22 protein-coding genes and 1 other RNA gene are annotated in these 19037 nt (G+C 59.2%); 11 read left to right on the plus strand and 12 right to left on the minus strand.

The genetic code is table 11. The features are described 5' to 3' along the window. Positions 1 to 40 precede the first annotated feature (40 nt). Genes ubiH through F8N21_RS02825 form a run of 3 tightly spaced genes read right to left on the minus strand, consistent with a single transcriptional unit; the run spans position 41 to position 3141 of the window. Positions 41 to 1228: a 2-octaprenyl-6-methoxyphenyl hydroxylase gene (ubiH, locus tag F8N21_RS02815; RefSeq protein ID WP_150640670.1), complete on the minus strand. Its 1188-nt coding sequence runs from the start codon at positions 1226 to 1228 to the stop codon at positions 41 to 43. Continuing rightward, positions 1225 to 2559: a Xaa-Pro aminopeptidase gene (pepP, locus tag F8N21_RS02820; RefSeq protein WP_150640671.1), complete on the minus strand. Its 1335-nt coding sequence runs from the start codon at positions 2557 to 2559 to the stop codon at positions 1225 to 1227. Before pepP ends, ubiH begins: the two co-directional genes overlap by 4 nt. A gap of 27 nt (positions 2560 to 2586) precedes the next feature. Beyond that, positions 2587 to 3141, minus strand: coding sequence for a YecA family protein (locus tag F8N21_RS02825; RefSeq protein ID WP_150640672.1), 555 nt, complete (start codon positions 3139 to 3141; stop codon positions 2587 to 2589). Positions 3142 to 3315: 174 nt separating this feature from the next. Here F8N21_RS02825 and F8N21_RS02830 point away from each other — a divergent pair, with 174 nt between their 5' ends. The 4 genes from F8N21_RS02830 (at position 3316) to F8N21_RS02845 (ending at position 4748) form a co-directional block, all read left to right on the plus strand. Next, positions 3316 to 3525, plus strand: coding sequence for a TIGR02449 family protein (locus F8N21_RS02830; protein ID WP_150640673.1), 210 nt, complete (start codon positions 3316 to 3318; stop codon positions 3523 to 3525). Then, on the plus strand, positions 3522 to 3842 hold the full coding sequence (locus F8N21_RS02835) for a cell division protein ZapA (protein ID WP_150640674.1): 321 nt from the start codon (positions 3522 to 3524) through the stop codon (positions 3840 to 3842). Before F8N21_RS02830 ends, F8N21_RS02835 begins: the two co-directional genes overlap by 4 nt. A 30-nt stretch (positions 3843 to 3872) precedes the next feature. Continuing rightward, a non-coding RNA gene (gene ssrS, locus F8N21_RS02840) (6S RNA) lies at positions 3873 to 4051 on the plus strand. A 91-nt stretch (positions 4052 to 4142) separates the two neighbouring features. After that, entirely contained in the window at positions 4143 to 4748 is a 606-nt protein-coding gene (locus F8N21_RS02845) for a 5-formyltetrahydrofolate cyclo-ligase (protein WP_150640675.1), read from the plus strand. Positions 4749 to 4783: 35 nt separating this feature from the next. Here F8N21_RS02845 and F8N21_RS30380 read toward each other — a convergent pair whose 3' ends face one another. After that, entirely contained in the window at positions 4784 to 4930 is a 147-nt protein-coding gene (locus F8N21_RS30380) for a hypothetical protein (RefSeq protein WP_191624171.1), read from the minus strand. A 194-nt stretch (positions 4931 to 5124) separates the two neighbouring features. Between F8N21_RS30380 and F8N21_RS02850 the strand changes: the two genes are divergently transcribed. Continuing rightward, a complete protein-coding gene (locus tag F8N21_RS02850; RefSeq protein ID WP_150640676.1) occupies positions 5125 to 5574 on the plus strand; it encodes an EVE domain-containing protein in 450 nt (149 codons plus the stop codon). A gap of 183 nt (positions 5575 to 5757) precedes the next feature. Here the strand turns inward: F8N21_RS02850 and F8N21_RS02855 are convergent, their stop codons facing one another. Beyond that, positions 5758 to 6165: a flagellar basal body-associated protein FliL gene (locus tag F8N21_RS02855; RefSeq protein ID WP_150640677.1), complete on the minus strand. Its 408-nt coding sequence runs from the start codon at positions 6163 to 6165 to the stop codon at positions 5758 to 5760. 191 nt (positions 6166 to 6356) lie between these two features. Here F8N21_RS02855 and F8N21_RS02860 point away from each other — a divergent pair, with 191 nt between their 5' ends. After that, positions 6357 to 7334, plus strand: a complete 978-nt coding sequence (locus F8N21_RS02860; RefSeq protein WP_150640678.1) for an NADPH:quinone oxidoreductase family protein — start codon at positions 6357 to 6359, stop codon at positions 7332 to 7334. 81 nt (positions 7335 to 7415) lie between these two features. Here the strand turns inward: F8N21_RS02860 and F8N21_RS02865 are convergent, their stop codons facing one another. Continuing rightward, a complete protein-coding gene (locus tag F8N21_RS02865; protein WP_150640679.1) occupies positions 7416 to 8033 on the minus strand; it encodes an energy transducer TonB in 618 nt (205 codons plus the stop codon). Positions 8034 to 8361: 328 nt separating this feature from the next. Between F8N21_RS02865 and glpT the strand changes: the two genes are divergently transcribed. Beyond that, the gene (glpT, locus tag F8N21_RS02870; protein ID WP_150640680.1) at positions 8362 to 9711 is read left to right on the plus strand and encodes a glycerol-3-phosphate transporter; all 1350 of its coding nucleotides are present in this window, start codon (positions 8362 to 8364) and stop codon (positions 9709 to 9711) included. On the opposite strand, the gene F8N21_RS02875 is transcribed toward glpT, so the two are convergent. From F8N21_RS02875 to F8N21_RS02900, 6 genes are all read right to left on the minus strand, one after another. Further along, the gene (locus tag F8N21_RS02875; protein ID WP_150640681.1) at positions 9687 to 10355 is read right to left on the minus strand and encodes a gamma-glutamylcyclotransferase; all 669 of its coding nucleotides are present in this window, start codon (positions 10353 to 10355) and stop codon (positions 9687 to 9689) included. The genes glpT and F8N21_RS02875 overlap by 25 nt on opposite strands. A 231-nt stretch (positions 10356 to 10586) precedes the next feature. After that, positions 10587 to 11555, minus strand: a complete 969-nt coding sequence (locus tag F8N21_RS02880; protein WP_150640682.1) for a CDP-6-deoxy-delta-3,4-glucoseen reductase — start codon at positions 11553 to 11555, stop codon at positions 10587 to 10589. After that, positions 11555 to 13021: a 4-hydroxy-3-polyprenylbenzoate decarboxylase gene (gene ubiD, locus F8N21_RS02885; RefSeq protein WP_150640683.1), complete on the minus strand. Its 1467-nt coding sequence runs from the start codon at positions 13019 to 13021 to the stop codon at positions 11555 to 11557. The genes F8N21_RS02880 and ubiD overlap by 1 nt, the downstream gene beginning before the upstream one ends. A 143-nt stretch (positions 13022 to 13164) precedes the next feature. Then, entirely contained in the window at positions 13165 to 14424 is a 1260-nt protein-coding gene (gene rho / locus F8N21_RS02890; protein ID WP_019694195.1) for a transcription termination factor Rho, read from the minus strand. A gap of 248 nt (positions 14425 to 14672) precedes the next feature. Next, a complete protein-coding gene (gene trxA, locus F8N21_RS02895; protein WP_150640684.1) occupies positions 14673 to 15002 on the minus strand; it encodes a thioredoxin TrxA in 330 nt (109 codons plus the stop codon). Positions 15003 to 15125: 123 nt separating this feature from the next. After that, positions 15126 to 15833: a FadR/GntR family transcriptional regulator gene (locus F8N21_RS02900; RefSeq protein WP_150640685.1), complete on the minus strand. Its 708-nt coding sequence runs from the start codon at positions 15831 to 15833 to the stop codon at positions 15126 to 15128. 255 nt (positions 15834 to 16088) lie between these two features. Between F8N21_RS02900 and F8N21_RS02905 the strand changes: the two genes are divergently transcribed. Genes F8N21_RS02905 through F8N21_RS02920 form a run of 4 tightly spaced genes read left to right on the plus strand, consistent with a single transcriptional unit; the run spans position 16089 to position 18947 of the window. Continuing rightward, entirely contained in the window at positions 16089 to 16874 is a 786-nt protein-coding gene (locus tag F8N21_RS02905) for a transporter substrate-binding domain-containing protein (protein WP_150640686.1), read from the plus strand. A gap of 21 nt (positions 16875 to 16895) precedes the next feature. Beyond that, positions 16896 to 17576, plus strand: coding sequence for an amino acid ABC transporter permease (locus tag F8N21_RS02910; protein ID WP_150640687.1), 681 nt, complete (start codon positions 16896 to 16898; stop codon positions 17574 to 17576). Beyond that, positions 17573 to 18223 carry an amino acid ABC transporter permease gene (locus F8N21_RS02915; RefSeq protein WP_150640688.1) on the plus strand — a complete coding sequence of 217 codons (651 nt, stop codon included), beginning with the start codon at positions 17573 to 17575 and terminating at the stop codon, positions 18221 to 18223. Before F8N21_RS02910 ends, F8N21_RS02915 begins: the two co-directional genes overlap by 4 nt. Next, the gene (locus F8N21_RS02920) at positions 18210 to 18947 is read left to right on the plus strand and encodes an amino acid ABC transporter ATP-binding protein (RefSeq protein ID WP_150640689.1); all 738 of its coding nucleotides are present in this window, start codon (positions 18210 to 18212) and stop codon (positions 18945 to 18947) included. Before F8N21_RS02915 ends, F8N21_RS02920 begins: the two co-directional genes overlap by 14 nt. Positions 18948 to 19037 lie beyond the last annotated feature (90 nt).

The raw sequence follows: 19037 nt of genomic DNA on the forward strand, positions 1-19037 counted from the left end.
GCCGCCGTCGTCATTAATCTGCAATCCCTGGATCAGCCACTCAAACATCGGGAGGGGTGCCCAGGCCCATGGCTTGTCGGGCGAACCAGCGTTTGGCCGGGGGCAGCAGATCGAGGCCGAGCAAGCCGATATTGCGCCCAAGAGCGACCAACGGTTGCGCGCTGCCAAACAAACGGGTGACCTGATCGGAGAAACCGATAGTCAGTAGCTGATCCAGTCGTTGCCGCTCCCGATAGGCCTGTAAGGTCGCGAAGTCACCCGGCGGGCTCTCGCTGGCCAGCAAGGCATCGGCCAATGCCTGGGCATCGCGCAGCGACAGGTTGAAACCCTGACCGGCAATCGGATGCAGGCTATGGGCGGCGTTGCCCAGAATCGTCAGGTGTGGACGAACCTGTTCTTCGGCCTCCACCAGCGTCAACGGATAAAGATGCCGCGCGCCGACCTGTTTGAGGGTGCCCAGACGATAGCCGAAGACCCCCTGCAACTCGCTGAGAAAGCTGCGCTCATCAAGGCTCGCCAGACGCTTGGCGTCCATGCCGATACGGGTCCAGACCAGCGCGCAACGGTTATCCGGCAGCGGCAACAAGGCCATTGGACCATCATCGGTAAAGCGTTCGAAGGCCACGCCGTTATGGGACTCGCTCGGGGTAATGTTGGCGATCAGCGCGCTCTGGTTGTACGGGCGCTGTTTGATGCCGATCCCCAATTGCTCGCGCAGTCCCGAACGGCCGCCATCGGCTAAAACGGCCAGATCGCAGTCGAGGGTGGTTTCATCGTTGAGGGTCAGGCGGTAGCCATCTTCAAGTGGCTCCATGCCCGTGACTTCAGCCGGGCAGTGCCAACTGATCACGTCCTTGTCCAGGCCTTGCCAGAGGCATTGCCCGAGCCAGGCGTTCTCCACCACATAACCGAGTGCCGGAACGCCCTCCTCCATGGCCGACAACCGTGCGGTGGAAAAACGCCCGCGATCGGAGACATGGATCTGTTTGATCGGCTCGGCACGCCGGGAAATTTCCTGCCACAGGCCCAGCCGCTGATAAATTTGCCGGGCGCCGTAGGACAGCGCCGAGGAGCGGGCGTCATAACTCGGTTGAAAGGAGTCGCCGGGCGCAAAGGGTTCGATCAGCACGATCTTCCAGCCGCGGGCCTTGGCTCCGGCCTGCAAGGCCAACGCCAGACTGGCACCGACCAGACCCCCACCAATGATTGCCAGATTGACTCGACTCATGCCGCCTGAGCCCGGGCAGCCGCCATCAGTGCTTCGATCTCGGCGACCGTTTTGGGCACGCCTTTGCTCAGAATTTCACAGCCTTGTCTGGTCACCACCACGTCATCCTCGATGCGCACGCCAATACCGCGCCATTTCTTCGCTACGTTCTGATTGTCCGGTGCAATGTAGATGCCCGGTTCGACCGTCAGCGCCATGCCGACTTCCAGCACCCGCCATTCGCCACCGACCTTGTACTCGCCGACGTCATGCACATCCATCCCCAGCCAGTGGCCGGCGCGATGCATGTAGAACGCCTTGTAGGCTTCGCTGGCAATCAGCTCGTCGACGTTACCCTGCAACAAACCAAGGTCCACCAAGCCCGCGGTAATGACCCGAACTGTGGCTTCATGGGCCTGGTTCCAGTGCTTGTTCGGGGCGATTTCGGCAAATGCCGCGTCCTGGGCAGCCAGCACCAACTCGTAGATTGCCTTCTGCTCAGGAGAAAACTTGCCGCTGACCGGCCAGGTCCGGGTGATGTCGCTGGCGTAGCAGTCGATCTCGCAACCGGCATCGATCAACACCAGGTCACCGTCCTTGAGCAGCGCATCGTTCTGCTGGTAATGCAGGATGCAACTGTTACGCCCCGAGGCGACGATCGAACCATAGGCTGGCATTTTCGCCCCGCCCTTACGGAACTCGTAATCCAGTTCCGCCTCCAGGCTGAACTCATGCAAACCGGCACGGCTGGCCTGCATCGCCCGAATGTGCGCCTGAGCGGAAATCCGCGCAGCTTCGCGCATCACCTTCACCTCTGCCGACGATTTATACAGGCGCATGTCGTGCAGCAGATGATCCAGAGCAACGTATTCGTTCGGCGGCTGGGCGCCGAGGTGCGCCTTGGAGCGGATCACGTTGATCCAGTCCATCAGATGACGGTCGAATTCGGGATTGCTGCCCATGGCCGAATAGACCCGGTCGCGGCCTTCGATCAGCCCTGGCAGGATGTCGTCGATGTCGGTGATCGGAAAGGCATCATCGGCACCGAAGTCGCGAATCGCGCCTTCCTGTCCTGCGCGCAAACCGTCCCACAACTCGCGTTCGGCGTTGCGTTCACGGCAGAACAGCAGGTATTCACCATGTAAACGCCCGGGCATCAGGACCAGCACTGCCTGAGGTTCGGGGAAACCGCTGAGGTATTGGAAATCGCTGTCCTGACGGTAGACGTGCTCGACGTCACGGTTGCGGATCGCCACGGCGGCGGCCGGGAGAATCGCGATGCTGTTGGGTTCCATCTGCGCCATCAGCGCCTTGCGGCGCCGGCTGTATTCCGATTTCGGGATATGAATCATGGGCAGATGGATTTCCCTGGCAAACGATTAGTGCAGCGAAGGCTTGGCAGGCGCTGTAGCCGGTTTGGTGGTCTCGGTGAACAGCAGTAATGGCGCAACCCGCAGGTACTCCATGACCTCCATGTAGTCACTTTCGCCGTCGTCGGATTCTTCCAGGGCGTCTTGCACCTGGGCAATGGCCGCGAGATCCTGCAAGACTTCCGTGGCTTCGGCGCTCAAGGCGTTGTCACGGTAGGTCAGACCGAAGCCGGCGAGGAAACCCTGGCACCACTGGCCCAGGGCCTCGGCACGCTCGGTCAGCGGCGCGTCATCGGACGGCAACAGCAGCACAACGGTCATGTCGTCGCTGGTCAGTTCGCCTTTGACCATCTCCTGCAGGCCGATCAAGGCGTTGCGGACGTTGTCTTGTGGTTCGCCTTCGAGGAGCTCGGCGGCATCCGCCAACCAGCTGTCGGCTTCAAAGCCGGCGCCGGCGCAGCTGCGTCCCAGCAACAAGCCATGCAGTTCGGCAGGCGAGACAGGATGGCCGCTGGTTTTGAGCAGAGTGGCGAACGCGTGATACGGGGAATTCTGAATGGGCATGGGCTGCTAGGCGCCAAGCGGCGCAATGTCTAGAATGAAGGCCTTGTATCCTAGCATCGGCAGACGCGCCAAGACTATCGAGGGCGCCAACTCGTTTGCCTAGGGTCTTTTTCGTCACACGACGTAAACTGACCCTAGCCAGTGCCATTCATCAGACAAATCCAGTGGAACCCAATGGAAGACACCGACCTGCAAGCGCTGATGGCCAGACTCGAACTGCTAATTAACAGGGTCGAGCAACTAAAGACCCAGAACGGACTCTTATTAGCTCAAGAAAAGACCTGGCGCGAGGAACGCGCTCACCTCATTGAAAAGAACGAAATCGCTCGGCGTAAGGTCGAATCCATGATTTCGCGCCTCAAGGCCCTGGAGCAAGACTCATGAGTTCAAACAATAGCGTTACCGTGCAGATTCTCGACAAAGAATATTCAATCATCTGCCCCCAGGAAGAGCGCAGCAACCTGGTGAGCGCCGCCCGCTATCTGGACGGCAAGATGCGCGAAATCCGCAGCAGCGGCAAAGTCATCGGTGCCGATCGCATTGCGGTGATGGCCGCGCTGAACATCACCCATGACCTGCTGCATAACCAGGAGCGCTCCGAGGTGCAGGCCAGCGGCGGCTCGACCCGCGAGCAGGTCCGCGACCTGCTGGAACGTGTCGATCTGGTACTCGCCACCGATTCGGATGTCACCAAGGGCTGATTCCTGAGAGTGGTTGCGGTATACTCGCGCCACTCCCTGGGGTGCTTGCCAGTTGGCGATGTCCCTGAGCCGATTCGCACTACCCTGGAGGTTGCACGTTGGGCCGGTGTGCATGTCCGCTAGACGGAAAGCCTTAAGGCCTACTGCATCTTCCACCTTGAACTTTCGGGTTCAAGGGCTAAGTCGACAGCGGTTCATCCGGGGAGCCTGAATTCCTGCCCACTGCCAGTTCTGCAAACTGGCAGTGGCTTTTAACGAGTACGCCATCCTGCCGCGCTCGCTCCTGATCAGCCAGAATCCATGACCGAACCTGCGCCGCTTTCCCGCCCGCAACTTCGACGCATGCTGCGCAAAGCCCGCCGCGAACTCACACCCAGTGAACAACGCGAAGCGGCCCGCGGGCTTTATCGACAACTGGCGCAGCACCCTCTGTTTCGCCGGGCCAGACACATCTCGCTGTATCTACCCGCCGACGGTGAAATTGATCCGCGTCTGCTGCTGCGTGCCGCGCAGCGTCGGGGCAAGATCATCTACCTGCCGGTGCTCAGTGCCTGGCCGCGGACCAAGATGGTGTTCCAGCACATTCGCCCTGGGGAAAAGTTTCGTCCCAATCGTTTCGGCATTCCCGAGCCACGATTCAGCACGGCCCGACAACGCAAGGTCTGGGCCCTGGATTTGGTGTTGTTACCGCTGGTGGGTTTTGATGAGTTCGGCGGTCGTTTGGGTATGGGCGGCGGTTTCTACGACCGCAGCCTGGCGTATCTGGCGCGGCGCAAAACCTGGCGCAAGCCGACGCTGCTGGGACTGGCCCATGAATGTCAGAAAGTCGATCGACTGGATCAGGCGAGCTGGGATGTACCGCTGCAAGGAACGGTCACGGACAAGAAGTGGTATTTCGCCGGGTAGACGCCACTGGAGTCAGCGGCGTCCGTTAAACACTGTCAGGGTTTGAGGGGTTGCTGCTGCGTTGCGACTGAAATCGGGGCCTCGGTCTGGATCGTCCACAGACTCTGCGCATAACCCGTGGTCACGACGCCCAAACCGAACAAAATAACCAAAATCCATAGTAAATCCGGTTTGCGTTTCATCGATTGCCCCCCTTCAGGCAAATCACACACGATGACAGCAGCGGTTTTTTATAGGCCGTGCAGCAGCGTCAAGCTTAGAAGGCCGGCATTCTGCGGTAACGTGAACCGACACGCAAATGCTGGCGTCAACCGACTGTCGGTTTGTCATAAAATTGCCTGACAACCTGTCCACTTCCCCTCCAGGAGCAAAAACGATGGCCTATTGGCTGATGAAATCCGAGCCGGAAGAACTCTCGATCAAGGGCCTGGAGACCCTCGGCGAAGCGCGCTGGGACGGGGTACGCAACTATCAGGCTCGCAACTTTCTGCGGGCCATGGCGCAGGGTGATGAGTTTTTCTTCTATCACTCCAGTTGCCCTGAGCCAGGCATTGCCGGGATCGGGCGCATTGCCCAAGCGGCCTATCCGGATCCGACCGCGCTGGATCCGGAAAGCGTGTATTTCGATCCTAAAGCCAGCTCCGAGAAAAATCCCTGGAGCGCGATCACCGTCGCCCATGCCGAGACCTTTTCTAAAGTCCTGAGCCTGGGCTATCTGAAACAGCAGACCGCGCTGGCGCAGTTGCCTCTTGTACAGAAAGGCAGTCGGCTGTCGGTGATGCCGGTAACCACCGAGCAATGGGCGGCGGTTTTGGCGTTGCGCTGAGCGCGGGCAAACACAAATTCCCCCGTAGGAGCTGCCGGAGGCTGCGATCTTTTGATCTTGCTCTTCGGCAACTCCGGCACCGCCAAAAGATCGCAGGCTGCGCCAGCTCCTACGCCAACCGAGTACACCCGCAGAGACCGGGTGAGCGCGTACCGAATAGTGGGGTTTCCCGTAGAAAAACAGCTATTGAATAATCAGGTTATTGAACAACAGATCATCCACCATCGGCTTACCGGTTTCGTCGCTCATCACTTGCCGGGTCTGTTTCAAGGCTTCCTGGCGGAGCTTTTCCTTGGTTTCGACGTTACTCATGGTCTCGGTGGTCTGCTGGGAAAACAACGCCACCAACTGATTGCGGATCAAGGGCTGATTGGCCTTCACCGCCTGCGCCGCTTCATCACCTGTCACCCGCAAGGCCACATCGGCCTTGAACACCTTGAGTTTCGGGCTGCCATCCAGACCATAGTTGCCAACGAAGGGCGGGCTCAGGCTGATGTAGCTGACTTTCGGTGCGGTCCCCTCTTTGGCTTCTTCGGCTATCGCTGCCATTGGCAGAGACAGGGCCAGCATCAACATGATCCACACTTTCACAGTTCGCTCCTTATCCGGTTTGCGGCCTAGTGGCCTGTTTGGCTAGCCAATACTGGCCACCAGAATAACGACCCGCCCAAGCGAGCCCAAGCACCAAGCTTATGGCTGACTATCAGGGTCGGGCATGCTCGTTGACCACTTGATTCACACACCTACACTTATCGGCCATCACTCCCAAAGGAATAGCCCTGATGAAAGCCGTGCTGTGCAAAGCCTTCGGCCCTGCCGAAACGCTGGTGCTGGAAGAAGTCGCCAGTCCTCAAGCGAAGAAGAACGAGATCCTGCTGGACGTGCACGCCGCCGGGGTGAATTTCCCGGACACGCTGATCATTGAGGGCAAGTACCAGTTCAAGCCGCCCTTCCCGTTTTCCCCCGGTGGCGAAGCGGCCGGCGTGGTCAGCGCGGTGGGCGAAAAGGTCAGCCACCTCAAGGTCGGCGACCGGGTCATGGCACTCACCGGCTGGGGCAGCTTCGCCGAACAGGTCGCGGTGCCCGGCTATAACGTGCTGCCAATTCCCGCGGCCATGGACTTCAACACCGCCGCCGCGTTCAGCATGACCTACGGCACCTCAATGCACGCGCTGAAACAACGCGCCAACCTGCAACCCGGCGAAACCCTGGTGGTGCTCGGCGCATCCGGTGGAGTCGGCCTCGCCGCCGTGGAAATCGGCAAAGCCATGGGCGCCCGGGTCATCGCCGCCGCCAGCAGCGCCGAGAAACTCGCCGTCGCCAAGGCCGCCGGTGCCGATGAGCTGATCAACTACAGCGAAACCAACCTCAAGGAGGAAATCAAACGCCTCACCGACGGCCAGGGCGCCGACGTGATCTACGACCCGGTCGGCGGCGACCTGTTCGACCAGGCCATCCGCGCCATCGCCTGGAACGGCCGCCTGCTGGTGGTCGGCTTCGCCAGCGGGCGCATTCCCGAATTGCCAGTCAACCTTGCGCTGCTCAAAGGCGCAGCGGTAGTCGGCGTGTTCTGGGGCTCGTTCGCCCAGCGTCAGCCACAGGACAACGCAGCGAACTTCCAGCAGTTGTTTGGCTGGTTCGCTGAGGGCAAGTTGAAGCCGTTGGTGTCGCAGGTTTATCCGCTGGCCGAAGCGGCTCAAGCCATCAATGATCTCGGCCAGCGCAAGGCGGTCGGGAAAGTGGTGGTGCAGGTTCGCTGAATTCGCCGCTGAGTTCGCGCAAGCGGTCTGAACGTCCGATGATGTCGTTCAGACCTCAGTGACGCTTTTCATCGACCACCCCTACAGTAATTTGCGGATTTCCTCCGGCAGGAAACGCACATATCTGGAAGTAGGACTGGTGCTGCACTGCCTGACAATGTACGGCACACTTCGATTGAGCCGGGCGATCAATGCCAGACGCTCGGCTTCCGGCAATTGCGTCGTGTGAAACACGTTCGACAGATAACCTCGGGTGTAATTGAACACAGGCATATCGACCCACGATGACTCCGGGTAACGAAGCGCCTCCTCATTAAAGTCTCGGCATCTCCACTTATTGACCGATTTATTGAAGTGAATGGGTAAATCCAGGTCGAGTCGAAAAACCATCGGTGCGACAACCTCCACTACGGCGGGGTTGTCGCTATCGACCGTCCACGGTCTGAAGCGCCACTGGCTCACGGCGGCCAGGGCGGCCCCGGCCAGTTGCGGATGAGAGTTCTCCAGCGCCCTCACCTCACTGACGGAGCCATCGGCATGGGCGGTGAACGCAATCCGGACGTCACCCGTGACGCCTTTCCTGAACAACTCACTGGGATAATCCGGCTTGGGAGTGTGCTCTGGAATCAGAGTGACCTGCGCTGCCGCGCTATCAACAAGAATGAAAAATCCTAAAACAAACCCAAGCCACCACTGCATAACACCACCCTTCTCGACTCCGATGCCAAGCCTGGCAAGAGTGCTAAAGGTTAAAACAGTGCGGGGACCCAGCAAATGCCATGGCTTCTCATTTGCTTGAAGGAGATTTCCCACTGCCAAGCCCCACGTTGCGTTTACCCACCCACATAACGAATGAGTGGTAACTCTTCCCACAACGCCCTCCACTTATATCTAAGCGACATGTTCGTAAAAGAACATGCAATCCCTCTGATTTCCGCTGTTTCGCCCATGTAAAGCGATGCTATTTTCGGTAACGAAACTGTAACATTCGCATCCGCAGTCAAAACAAGAAATCTGGAGCCTTTGAATGTTTGCTTTCTTTCGTCCTGCCGCACATCAGGCTCCATTGCCTGAAGAAAAAATAGACAGCACCTACCGCCGCTTGCGCTGGCAGATCTTCGCCGGGATTTTCATCGGCTATGCGGGTTACTACCTGCTGCGCAAGAACTTCTCCCTGGCCATGCCGTACCTGATCGACGAAGGCTACAGCCGTGGTCAGCTGGGGCTGGCGATGTCGGCGATTGCCATCGCCTACGGTTTGTCCAAGTTCCTCATGGGCCTGGTGTCCGACCGTTCCAACCCGCGCTACTTTCTGCCATTCGGTTTGCTGGTATCGGCCGGGGTGATGTTTGTTTTCGGCTTCGCGCCTTGGGCGACGTCCAGCGTGACCATGATGTTCATTCTGTTGTTCATCAATGGCTGGGCTCAGGGCATGGGCTGGCCACCGAGCGGCCGAACTATGGTGCACTGGTGGTCGCAGAAGGAACGCGGCGGCGTGGTATCGGTATGGAACGTTGCGCACAACGTCGGCGGTGGCCTGATCGGCCCGCTGTTCCTGCTTGGTATGGGCTTGTTCAACGACTGGCATGCGGCGTTTTATGTGCCGGCAGCCGTGGCCTTGCTGGTGGCGGTGTTCGCTTTTGTTGCGATGCGCGACACCCCGCAATCGGTCGGCCTGCCGCCGATCGAGAAGTACAAGAACGATTACCCGGAAGGCTACGATGCGAGCCACGAAGATGAATTCAGCGCCAAGGAAATCTTCGTCAAGTACGTGCTGCGCAACAAAATGCTCTGGTACATCGCCATGGCCAACGTCTTTGTCTACCTGCTGCGCTACGGCGTGCTGGACTGGGCACCGACCTACCTCAAGGAAGCCAAAGGCTTCACCGTGGATAAAACTTCCTGGGCCTATTTCTTCTACGAGTGGGCAGGGATCCCCGGCACGCTGCTGTGCGGCTGGATGTCGGACAAGATCTTCCGTGGCAACCGCGGCCTGACCGGCATGGTGTTCATGGCGCTGGTGACCGTGGCGACCCTGGTTTACTGGCTCAACCCGGCGGGCAATCCAATGGTTGACATGATCGCACTGCTCTCCATCGGCTTCCTGATCTACGGCCCGGTAATGCTGATCGGTCTGCAGGCGCTGGAACTGGCACCGAAGAAAGCCGCTGGCACCGCTGCCGGCTTCACGGGTCTGTTCGGTTACCTGGGTGGGTCGGTCGCCGCCAGTGCAGCGATGGGCTACACCGTGGACCATTTCGGCTGGGATGGCGGCTTCGTGTTGCTGGTGAGTGCCTGCCTGTTGGCCATGGTCTTCCTGGCGCCGACCCTGGGGCACAAGCAAGTCGCCAGTCAGAGTCGCGAAGCGATCGCCTGATCCAAGCTTGATTGGCAGCGCTTGAGCCGCGCCTCCAGATTCCGGTCGGGCATAGCGTGGCTACGCAGGGCGCTGGCGGTCTGCTCGACATAATCGCGAGTGGTGCCGTAACGTCCGCAAGCGCTTTCGAACACCTGGCTCAGCACATGATCCGGCAAATTGCCGGCATAGCTGGGCAGGTGCCGCTCCAGAACAAAGCCCAGGGCCTGAACCCGGCTTCCATCTTCGAGACGGCAGTTGAGCCAGTGTGGGCGATAGGACGGGAACGGCATCTCGCGCTGCCAAAGGGCGTAGAGCGACGCTTCCAGCTGATCTTCCGGCAAGCGATAGGCGAAGCCGCTGCAAGAACCGCCACGATCCAGACCGAATACCAGTCCTGGCATTTCCGGGGTGCCGCGGTGTTCGTGAGACCACAGGTATAAGCCACGATGATAACCATGCACTCGCCCGCGTACCCGTTCGACCGCCGAGCATTCAGGACGCCAGATCAATGAGCCGTAGGCAAATAACCAGACCGGACCTCCCTTGTGCCGGCCCATAGTGGCCTGCATCGAACTCATTAACTGCTCGTGAGTGAGCTGCGGTCCCAGGTCGAGCCGCGGCGGGTATGGAGGATGCAAAAAAGCAGGTTCGATGGCTGTCATGGCGAATAGCGTTCAGCTCCTCGCGTATTAAAAGAGTTACTTAATAGAACGCGCCGCTGTAATCCCGAGACACATAAGTTTCAGAGCAAGTTAGGTGCCAATAAATTTTGCGCACTCCTGCATATACCTTAACGATATTTATCCGATTGGATAAATATCGAAAGGCTATATAGGGGGTTATATGGAAACTGACGACTGAACGAGATCAGAATCTCGAATCAAAATCGCGGATCAAGATCGCGGCGCGTAAGCAAATACATCAGCCCGCATCTGATGAGCATCCATTCCAGCGTTGACCAAGGCGTCCAGGGTGCCGTAGACCATCGCCGGCGAACCGCTGGCATACACATGCACCGACTTCAGGTCGGCGATGTCTTCACAGACCGCCTCATGCAACATGCCGCAACGCCCTTCCCAGCCGCACAGATCGCTGACAACTTTGTGCAGGAACAGATTGGGCAACTTCAGCCACTCATCCCAGTGCTCGATTTCATAGAAATCTTCCGGCCGCCGCACGCCCCAGTACAGATGCACCGGGTGTTTGAAGCCCTTGGACCGGCAATGTTCGATCAGGCTGTGGATCTGGCCCATACCGGTGCCTGCGCCGATCAGCACCAATGGGCCGTCCGGCAGTTCAGCCAGGTGCGTATCACCGAACGGCATCTCGATCCGCACCATGGTATTGCGCTGCAGTTGCTCGATCAGGCTCAACGCACTGCTTTCGCGCGCCAACACATGGATTTCCAGTTCACGCCCCGAATGCGGCGCGGAGGCCAGGGAGAATGCGGATTTCTCGCCATTCTCACGCTCGATCATCAAGTACTGACCAGCGTGATAGCGCGGCGGCTTGCCGGCTGGCGCCCGTAGGCGTACCCGCCAGGTATCGCCGCCGACTTCAATGCATTGAGTGACCTGACACGAGAAACTGCGCACCGGCAATTCTCCCAGCGCAAGCACGCCATCCCACAGCACGATGCAGTCTTCCAGCGGCTCTGCTATGCAAGTGTAGAACTCGCCGTGATCACGAACATCACCGGCCTGCTCCACCCGCCCTTCAACCAGCAGCGCGCCACACACATGGCAATTGCCATTGCGGCAGCTCTGCGGACATTCATAGCCCAGGCGTCGTGCCGCATCAAGGATCCGCTCACCGGGCAATATCTCAAGCACTGCTCCGGACGGCTGCAAGGTTACACGCATCAATCTATTCCTAACTGATTCCAGATGGCATCGACCCGGCGGGTGACCGCTTCATCCTTGACGATAACCCGGCCCCACTCGCGGGTGGTTTCACCAGGCCATTTATGCGTGGCATCGAGCCCCATCTTCGAGCCCAGGCCGGAAACCGGCGAGGCGAAGTCGAGGTAGTCGATCGGCGTATTATCGATCATCACTGTGTCGCGCTTGGGGTCCATGCGCGTGGTGATGGCCCAGATCACGTCGTTCCAGTCGCGGGCGTTGATATCGTCATCAGTGACGATAACGAACTTGGTGTACATGAACTGTCGCAAAAACGACCAGACACCGAGCATTACCCGCTTCGCATGACCGGGATACTGCTTCTTCATGGTGACAATGGCCATGCGGTACGAGCACCCTTCCGGCGGCAGGTAGAAGTCGGTGATCTCGGGGAACTGCTTCTGCAGGATCGGCACGAACACTTCGTTCAACGCCACGCCGAGAATCGCCGGTTCATCCGGTGGACGACCGGTGTAGGTGCTGTGGTAGATCGGCTTGATTCGATGGGTGATGCGCTCGACGGTGAACACCGGAAAGCTGTCGACTTCGTTGTAGTAGCCGGTGTGGTCACCATAGGGACCTTCGTCGGCCATCTCGCCCGGATGGATCACGCCTTCAAGGATGATCTCGGCGGTCGCCGGGACTTGCAAGTCGTTGCCACGGCATTTCACCAGCTCGGTGCGGTTGCCGCGCAGCAAGCCGGCGAAGGCGTACTCGGAGAGGCTGTCCGGCACCGGCGTAACCGCTCCGAGGATGGTCGCCGGATCCGCACCCAGCGCCACGGAAACCGGGAACGGCTGGCCCGGGTGCTTCTCGCACCACTCACGGTAGTCCAGCGCGCCGCCACGATGACTCAACCAGCGCATGATGACTTTGTTGCGACCGATGACCTGCTGGCGATAGATGCCGAGGTTCTGCCGGTCCTTGTTCGGACCTTTGGTGACCGTCAGGCCCCAGGTGATCAGCGGGCCGACATCGCCAGGCCAGCAAGTCTGCACCGGCAACATGGCCAGATCGACGTCGTCACCTTCGATGACCACTTCCTGGCAGATCGCATCTTTAACGACCTTCGGCGCCATGGCGATGATCTTGCGGAAGATCGGCAGCTTCGACCAGGCATCCTTCAAGCCTTTCGGCGGCTCCGGCTCTTTCAGGAAGGCCAGCAGTTTGCCGATTTCCCGTAGCTCGCTGACCGCTTCGGCGCCCATGCCCAAGGCAACTCTGTGAGGTGTACCGAACAGGTTGCCGAGCACCGGAATGTCATAGCCCGTGGGTTTTTCAAAGAGCAGGGCCGGGCCTTTGGCGCGCAAGGTGCGATCGCAGACCTCGGTCATTTCCAGCACTGGGGACACCGGAACCTGGATGCGCTTGAGTTCGCCGCGCTGTTCCAGGCCGCTGATAAAGTCGCGCAAGTCGCGATACTGCATGCGTGAGCCTCGTTTTGGCCGTGGCGTTCGGGGGCCGGCAGTTTAGCGCCGAACCCTTCTGTTCAGAACACTGAACTGCCAGTTCATCAAAAATCAGATAGCAAAAAGCCGGGTTTCCCCGGCTTTTGCTGACTTACTGCGATTTACTTGCGTTTCATCGACAGGAAGAACTCATCGTTGGTCTTGGTCTGTTTCAGCTTGTCGACCAGGAACTCGATGGCCGCGACTTCGTCCATCGGGTGCAGCAGCTTGCGCAGGATCCACATGCGCTGCAACTCGTCGTCAGCGGTCAGCAACTCTTCGCGGCGGGTGCCGGAACGGTTGATGTTGATCGCCGGGAACACGCGTTTTTCAGCGATCTTGCGATCCAGAGGCAGTTCCATGTTGCCGGTGCCTTTGAATTCTTCGTAGATTACTTCGTCCATCTTCGAGCCGGTTTCAACCAGCGCGGTAGCGATGATGGTCAGCGAGCCGCCTTCTTCGATGTTCCGGGCAGCACCGAAGAAACGTTTCGGTTTCTCCAGGGCGTGGGCATCGACACCACCGGTGAGGACCTTGCCGGAGCTCGGGATCACGGTGTTGTAGGCACGAGCCAGACGAGTGATGGAGTCGAGCAGGATCACCACGTCCTTCTTGTGTTCGACCAGGCGCTTGGCCTTCTCGATCACCATTTCGGCAACCTGCACGTGGCGGGTTGGCGGCTCATCGAACGTCGAGGCAACCACTTCGCCGCGCACGGTACGCTGCATTTCGGTTACTTCTTCCGGACGTTCGTCGATCAGCAGGACGATCAAATGAACTTCAGGATTGTTACGAGCGATGTTCGCTGCGATGTTTTGCAGCATGATCGTTTTACCGGCTTTCGGCGGAGCGACGATCAGGCCACGCTGACCTTTACCAATCGGCGCACACAGGTCGATCACACGGCCGGTGAGGTCTTCAGTGGAACCGTTGCCGGCTTCCATCTTCATCCGTACGGTCGGGAACAGCGGGGTCAGGTTCTCGAAGAGAATCTTGTTTTTCGCGTTCTCGGGACGATCGTAGTTGATCGTGTCGACCTTCAGCAGGGCGAAATAGCGCTCGCCTTCCTTCGGAGGGCGGATCTTGCCAACGATGGTGTCACCGGTGCGCAAGTTGAAGCGACGGATCTGGCTTGGCGAGACATAGATATCGTCTGGGCCGGCAAGATAGGAAGCGTCAGCAGAGCGGAGGAAGCCGAAGCCGTCCTGGAGAATCTCCAGCACGCCATCACCGGAGATTTCCTCACCGCTTTTAGCGTGCTTTTTGAGCAGGGAGAAAATCACGTCCTGCTTGCGCGAACGGGCCATATTTTCTATGCCCATCTGTTCGGCCAATTCGAGCAGTTCGGTAATCGGCTTTTGCTTGAGTTCAGTCAGATTCATATAGGAATGACGTAATCATTTATGGAGGGGGGGGAAATTAAGCTTTTGGCTTAATGAGGCCGCGCCGCAGAGAAGGCGACAGGATCGCGTACTAATCGAAAAGGAGAGCGTCGGCGACGGCTTGCAGGGGGCAAAGGAGAAACCAGTGCGGGGCCGAATGTACCACCTGAGTTTCAGAGCGTCTAGCCCTCTCTCATGAAAAAGCCCCGCAATGTGCGGGGCTTTTTTCATGACTCTCGACAACGCGCTTAGATGTTGGCGTCGAGGAAGGCAGCCAGTTGCGACTTCGACAGCGCACCGACCTTGGTGGCTTCGACGTTGCCGTTCTTGAACAGCATCAGCGTCGGGATGCCACGCACGCCGTGTTTAGCCGGGGTTTCCTGGTTTTCGTCGATGTTCAGCTTGGCAATGGTCAGTTTGCCGGCGTAAGTGCCAGCGATTTCGTCCAGAACCGGGGCGATCATTTTGCAAGGGCCGCACCATTCAGCCCAATAGTCAACGAGCACAGGGCCAGCGGCCTGAAGTACTTCTGCCTCGAAGGTAGCGTCGGTGACGTGCTTGATAAGATCGCTGCTCATGGATGTCTCCGGGGTAGTAAGCAATAAAAAACGTGGCCCATCATAGCTGCCCTTCCCCCATTCAGGAAGCCGCAGGTGATTGACTCTCGCTATGGCGACGCATGAATTTGGGTATAGCTCAACTCAGGACGTTGCGGGAGTCGCGATGACAATCCCGGTGCGCAGGGCGGCGTTACGTACATGCTCCTGCATGGACTTCTGCGCAGCGCCGGACGCCCGACGCGTCAAGGCCCGGAGGATCTTGCGGTGTTCCTGCCAGGTCTCCATGGCCCGCTCGGGCCGGATGAACGGTAGTTTCTGACTCTCCAGAAACAGCTCGGCGCGGGTACTGAGGATGCTCAGCATCGCTTGATTACCACTGGCCAGCAGGAGTATGCGGTGAAACTCGAAGTCCAGCCTTGCTGCGGCATCGAAATCTTCGTCCCGCAGTTTTTTACGCATCGCCTCGACATTGTCCTCCAGCGCATCCAGTTCATCCGCCGTCAGCGTCACCGCCGCCAGGCCCGCGGCAAAACCTTCCAGGGCATAACGCAACTGGAAGATATCCACTGGTGAGGCCTGGGCCGCGAAAGGCCAGGACCCAGCCGATTCGCTGCGTGACAGGTCGATCGGCGACTGCACGAACACGCCCTTGCCCGGCTGCACACTGATCACCCCCAGCGCACTCAAGGACGACAAAGCCTCACGCAACGACGCCCGACTGACCCCCAGTTGCAACGCCAGGTCCCGCTGCGAAGGCAGCACATCTCCCGGGCCGAAGCCTTGTTCGGCGATCAGTTTTCGAATGGCTTGCAGAGCCACTTCGGGTACGGCGCGGGAGATCGAATTCATGGGTTTTTTTTGAGAATCAGGCCAGTGACCGGCTAGTTGTAAAGCTATTGGCGCTTGACTGCAAGTCACGCCCCAAGCGGGGTCAAGCCTGTCGGACGATGCGCTTTAACGGAGCAAAAAGCCCTTCAACTGTTCAGACCAGTAAGACCACCAAACCCCAGACAAACCCTGCTCGCCAGCGCATTTCGAGGCAACTGGCATGGGCTGTGCAAAGTCCGAACTCAGAAATTACTTCCCTGGATTCGGAGAGTTCCCATGACCAAGCGTTGCAGCGCCCTGCTCACTGCCTTGTTGGCCAGCCTGATGCTGAGCCAGGCCCCCGCTCACGCCGACGGCCTGGAAGAGGTGGTCAAGCGCGGGATCCTCAAGGTCGCAGTGCCACAGGACTTCCCACCCTTTGGCTCGGTCGGGCCGGACATGAAGCCCCGCGGCCTGGACATCGACACCGCGGCACTGCTGGCCGAGCAACTCAAGGTCAAACTCGAGCTGACCCCGGTCAACAGCACCAACCGCATTCCGTTCCTGACCACCGGCAAGGTCGATCTGGTGATCTCCAGCCTCGGCAAAAACCCTGAACGGCAAAAAGTCATCGACTTCTCCCACGCCTACGCACCCTTCTATCTCGCGGTGTTCGGTCCGCCCGATGCGGCCATCAACAGCCTGGACGACCTCAAAGGCAAAACCATCAGCGTCACCCGTGGCGCCATCGAAGACATCGAGCTGACCGCCGTGGCCCCCCAAGGCGTGACCATCAAGCGCTTCGAAGACAACAACTCGACCATCGCCGCCTACCTCGCAGGCCAAGTGGACCTGATCGCCAGCGGCAACGTGGTCATGGTCACCATCAGCGAACGCAACCCCAAGCGCATTCCCGCGCTGAAGGTGAAACTCAAGGACTCGCCGGTCTACGTCGGCGTGAACAAGAACGAGCCGGCACTCCTGGAAAAAGTGAATCAGATTCTGGCCACGGCCAAGACCGACGGCAGCCTGGAAAAAAATTCGCAACGGTGGCTCAAGCAGCCGCTGCCGACTGATCTCTGATCGCGGCCTCGGAGGTTAGCCATGGCTTATCAGTTCGATTTTTTACCGGTGCTGGAAAACACCGGGCTGCTGCTGCGCGGAGCCCTATTCACCCTTGAGCTGACAGCCGTCGGCGCAGTGCTCGGGATCAGCCTGGGAATCATCGGGGCGGTGGTTCGGGCGTGGCAGATCAAGCCATTCGCCGCCATTTTCGGGGTGTATGTCGAGCTGATCCGCAACACGCCGTTTCTGGTGCAGCTGTTTTTCATTTTCTTCGGTCTGCCGTCACTCGGCGTGCAGATTTCCGAGTGGCAGGCCGCGGTGCTGGCGATGGTGATCAACCTGGGCGCCTATTCCACGGAAATCATTCGAGCAGGCATCCAGGCGATTGCGCGCGGACAGCTGGAAGCGGCTGCCGCTTTGGCGATGAGCCGCTTCGAAGCCTTCCGCCATGTGGTGCTGCTACCGGCGCTGGGCAAGGTCTGGCCGGCGTTGAGCAGCCAGATCATCATCGTCATGCTCGGCTCGGCGGTGTGCGCGCAGATCGCCACCGAGGAACTGAGTTTCGCCGCCAACTTCATTCAATCGCGCAACTTTCGCGCCTTCGAAACCTACGCCCTGACCACGTTGGTTTACCTGTGCATGGCCCTGATGATCCGCCAGCTGCTGAACTGGATCGGTCGGCGGTATATAGCAAGAAGCAGCGCGAGGAACAGCCAATGAGCGATTTCACCTTCCTGGACGTCGTGCGCAACTTGCTCACGGGTCTGCAATGGACCCTGGCGCTGTCGCTGGTGGCGTTCATCGGTGGCGCACTGATCGGTTTATTGGTCATGACCCTGCGAATCTCTGACAACGCTTTCTCCCGGGCTTTCGCCCGCACCTACATCGAACTGTTCCAGGGCACTCCGCTGTTGATGCAGCTGTTTCTGGTGTTCTTCGGCGTTGCGCTGCTGGGCATCGACATTTCGCCCTGGCTAGCGGCGGCGCTTGCCCTGACGCTGTTCACCAGCGCCTACCTGGCGGAGATCTGGCGCGGCTGCGTCGAATCGATTCCCCATGGCCAGTGGGAAGCCTCGTCGAGCCTGGCGCTCAATCCCCTGGAACAACTGCGCTACGTGATCCTGCCGCAAGCGCTGCGCATTGCCGTGGCACCCACCGTGGGTTTCTCGGTGCAAGTAGTGAAAGGCACTGCGGTGACCTCGATCATCGGCTTCACCGAACTGACCAAGACCGGCGGCATGCTCGCCAACGCGACCTTCGAGCCCTTCATGGTCTACGGCCTGGTGGCGCTCGGTTACTTCCTGCTCTGTTACCCCCTGTCCCTCAGTGCGCGCTATCTGGAAAGGAGACTGCATGCCCCTGCTTAGAATTTCCGCCCTGCATAAATATTACGGCGAACACCATGTGCTCAAAGGTATCGACCTCAGCGTCGAGGAAGGCCAGGTGGTGGCGATCATCGGCCGCAGCGGCTCGGGCAAAAGCACCCTGCTGCGGACCTTGAACGGCCTGGAATCGATCAACGACGGGGTGATCGAAGTCGATGGCGAATACCTGGACGCCGCTCGCGCCGATTTGCGCAGCTTGCGGCAGAAGGTCGGGATGGTGTTTCAACAGTTCAACCTGTTCCCGCACCTGACCGTCGGCGAAAACGTCATGCTCGCGCCACAGGTGGTGCAAAAAGTGCCAAAGGCCAAGGCTGCCGAGCTGGCGCGAGAGATGCTTGAGCGGGTCGGCCTCGGGGAGAAGTTCGATGCCTTCCCCGACCGCTTGTCTGGCGGCCAGCAGCAGCGCGTGGCCATTGCCCGGGCGCTGGCCATGTCACCGAAAGTCTTGCTCTGCGACGAAATCACCTCGGCCCTCGACCCGGAACTGGTCAACGAAGTGCTCAGCGTGGTCCGGCAACTGGCCAAAGATGGCATGACCTTGATCATGGTCACCCACGAAATGCGCTTTGCCCGCGAGGTGGGCGACAAGCTGGTGTTTATGCACCAAGGCAAGGTGCATGAGGTCGGCGACCCGAAACTGTTGTTCGCCAGGCCGCAGACGGTGGAGCTGGCGAATTTTATCGGGACGACTGAAGCGACAGGTTGAGCGATTCCTGGGTTGCCTAGGAACCTTTGTGGCGAGGGGGCTTGCCCCCGTTCGACTGCGCAGCAGGCGTAAAACCGGCGGATGAGGTCT

It is taken from the genome of Pseudomonas fluorescens, from assembly GCF_902497895.1.
GTDB classification, from domain to species: domain Bacteria; phylum Pseudomonadota; class Gammaproteobacteria; order Pseudomonadales; family Pseudomonadaceae; genus Aquipseudomonas; species Aquipseudomonas fluorescens_BP.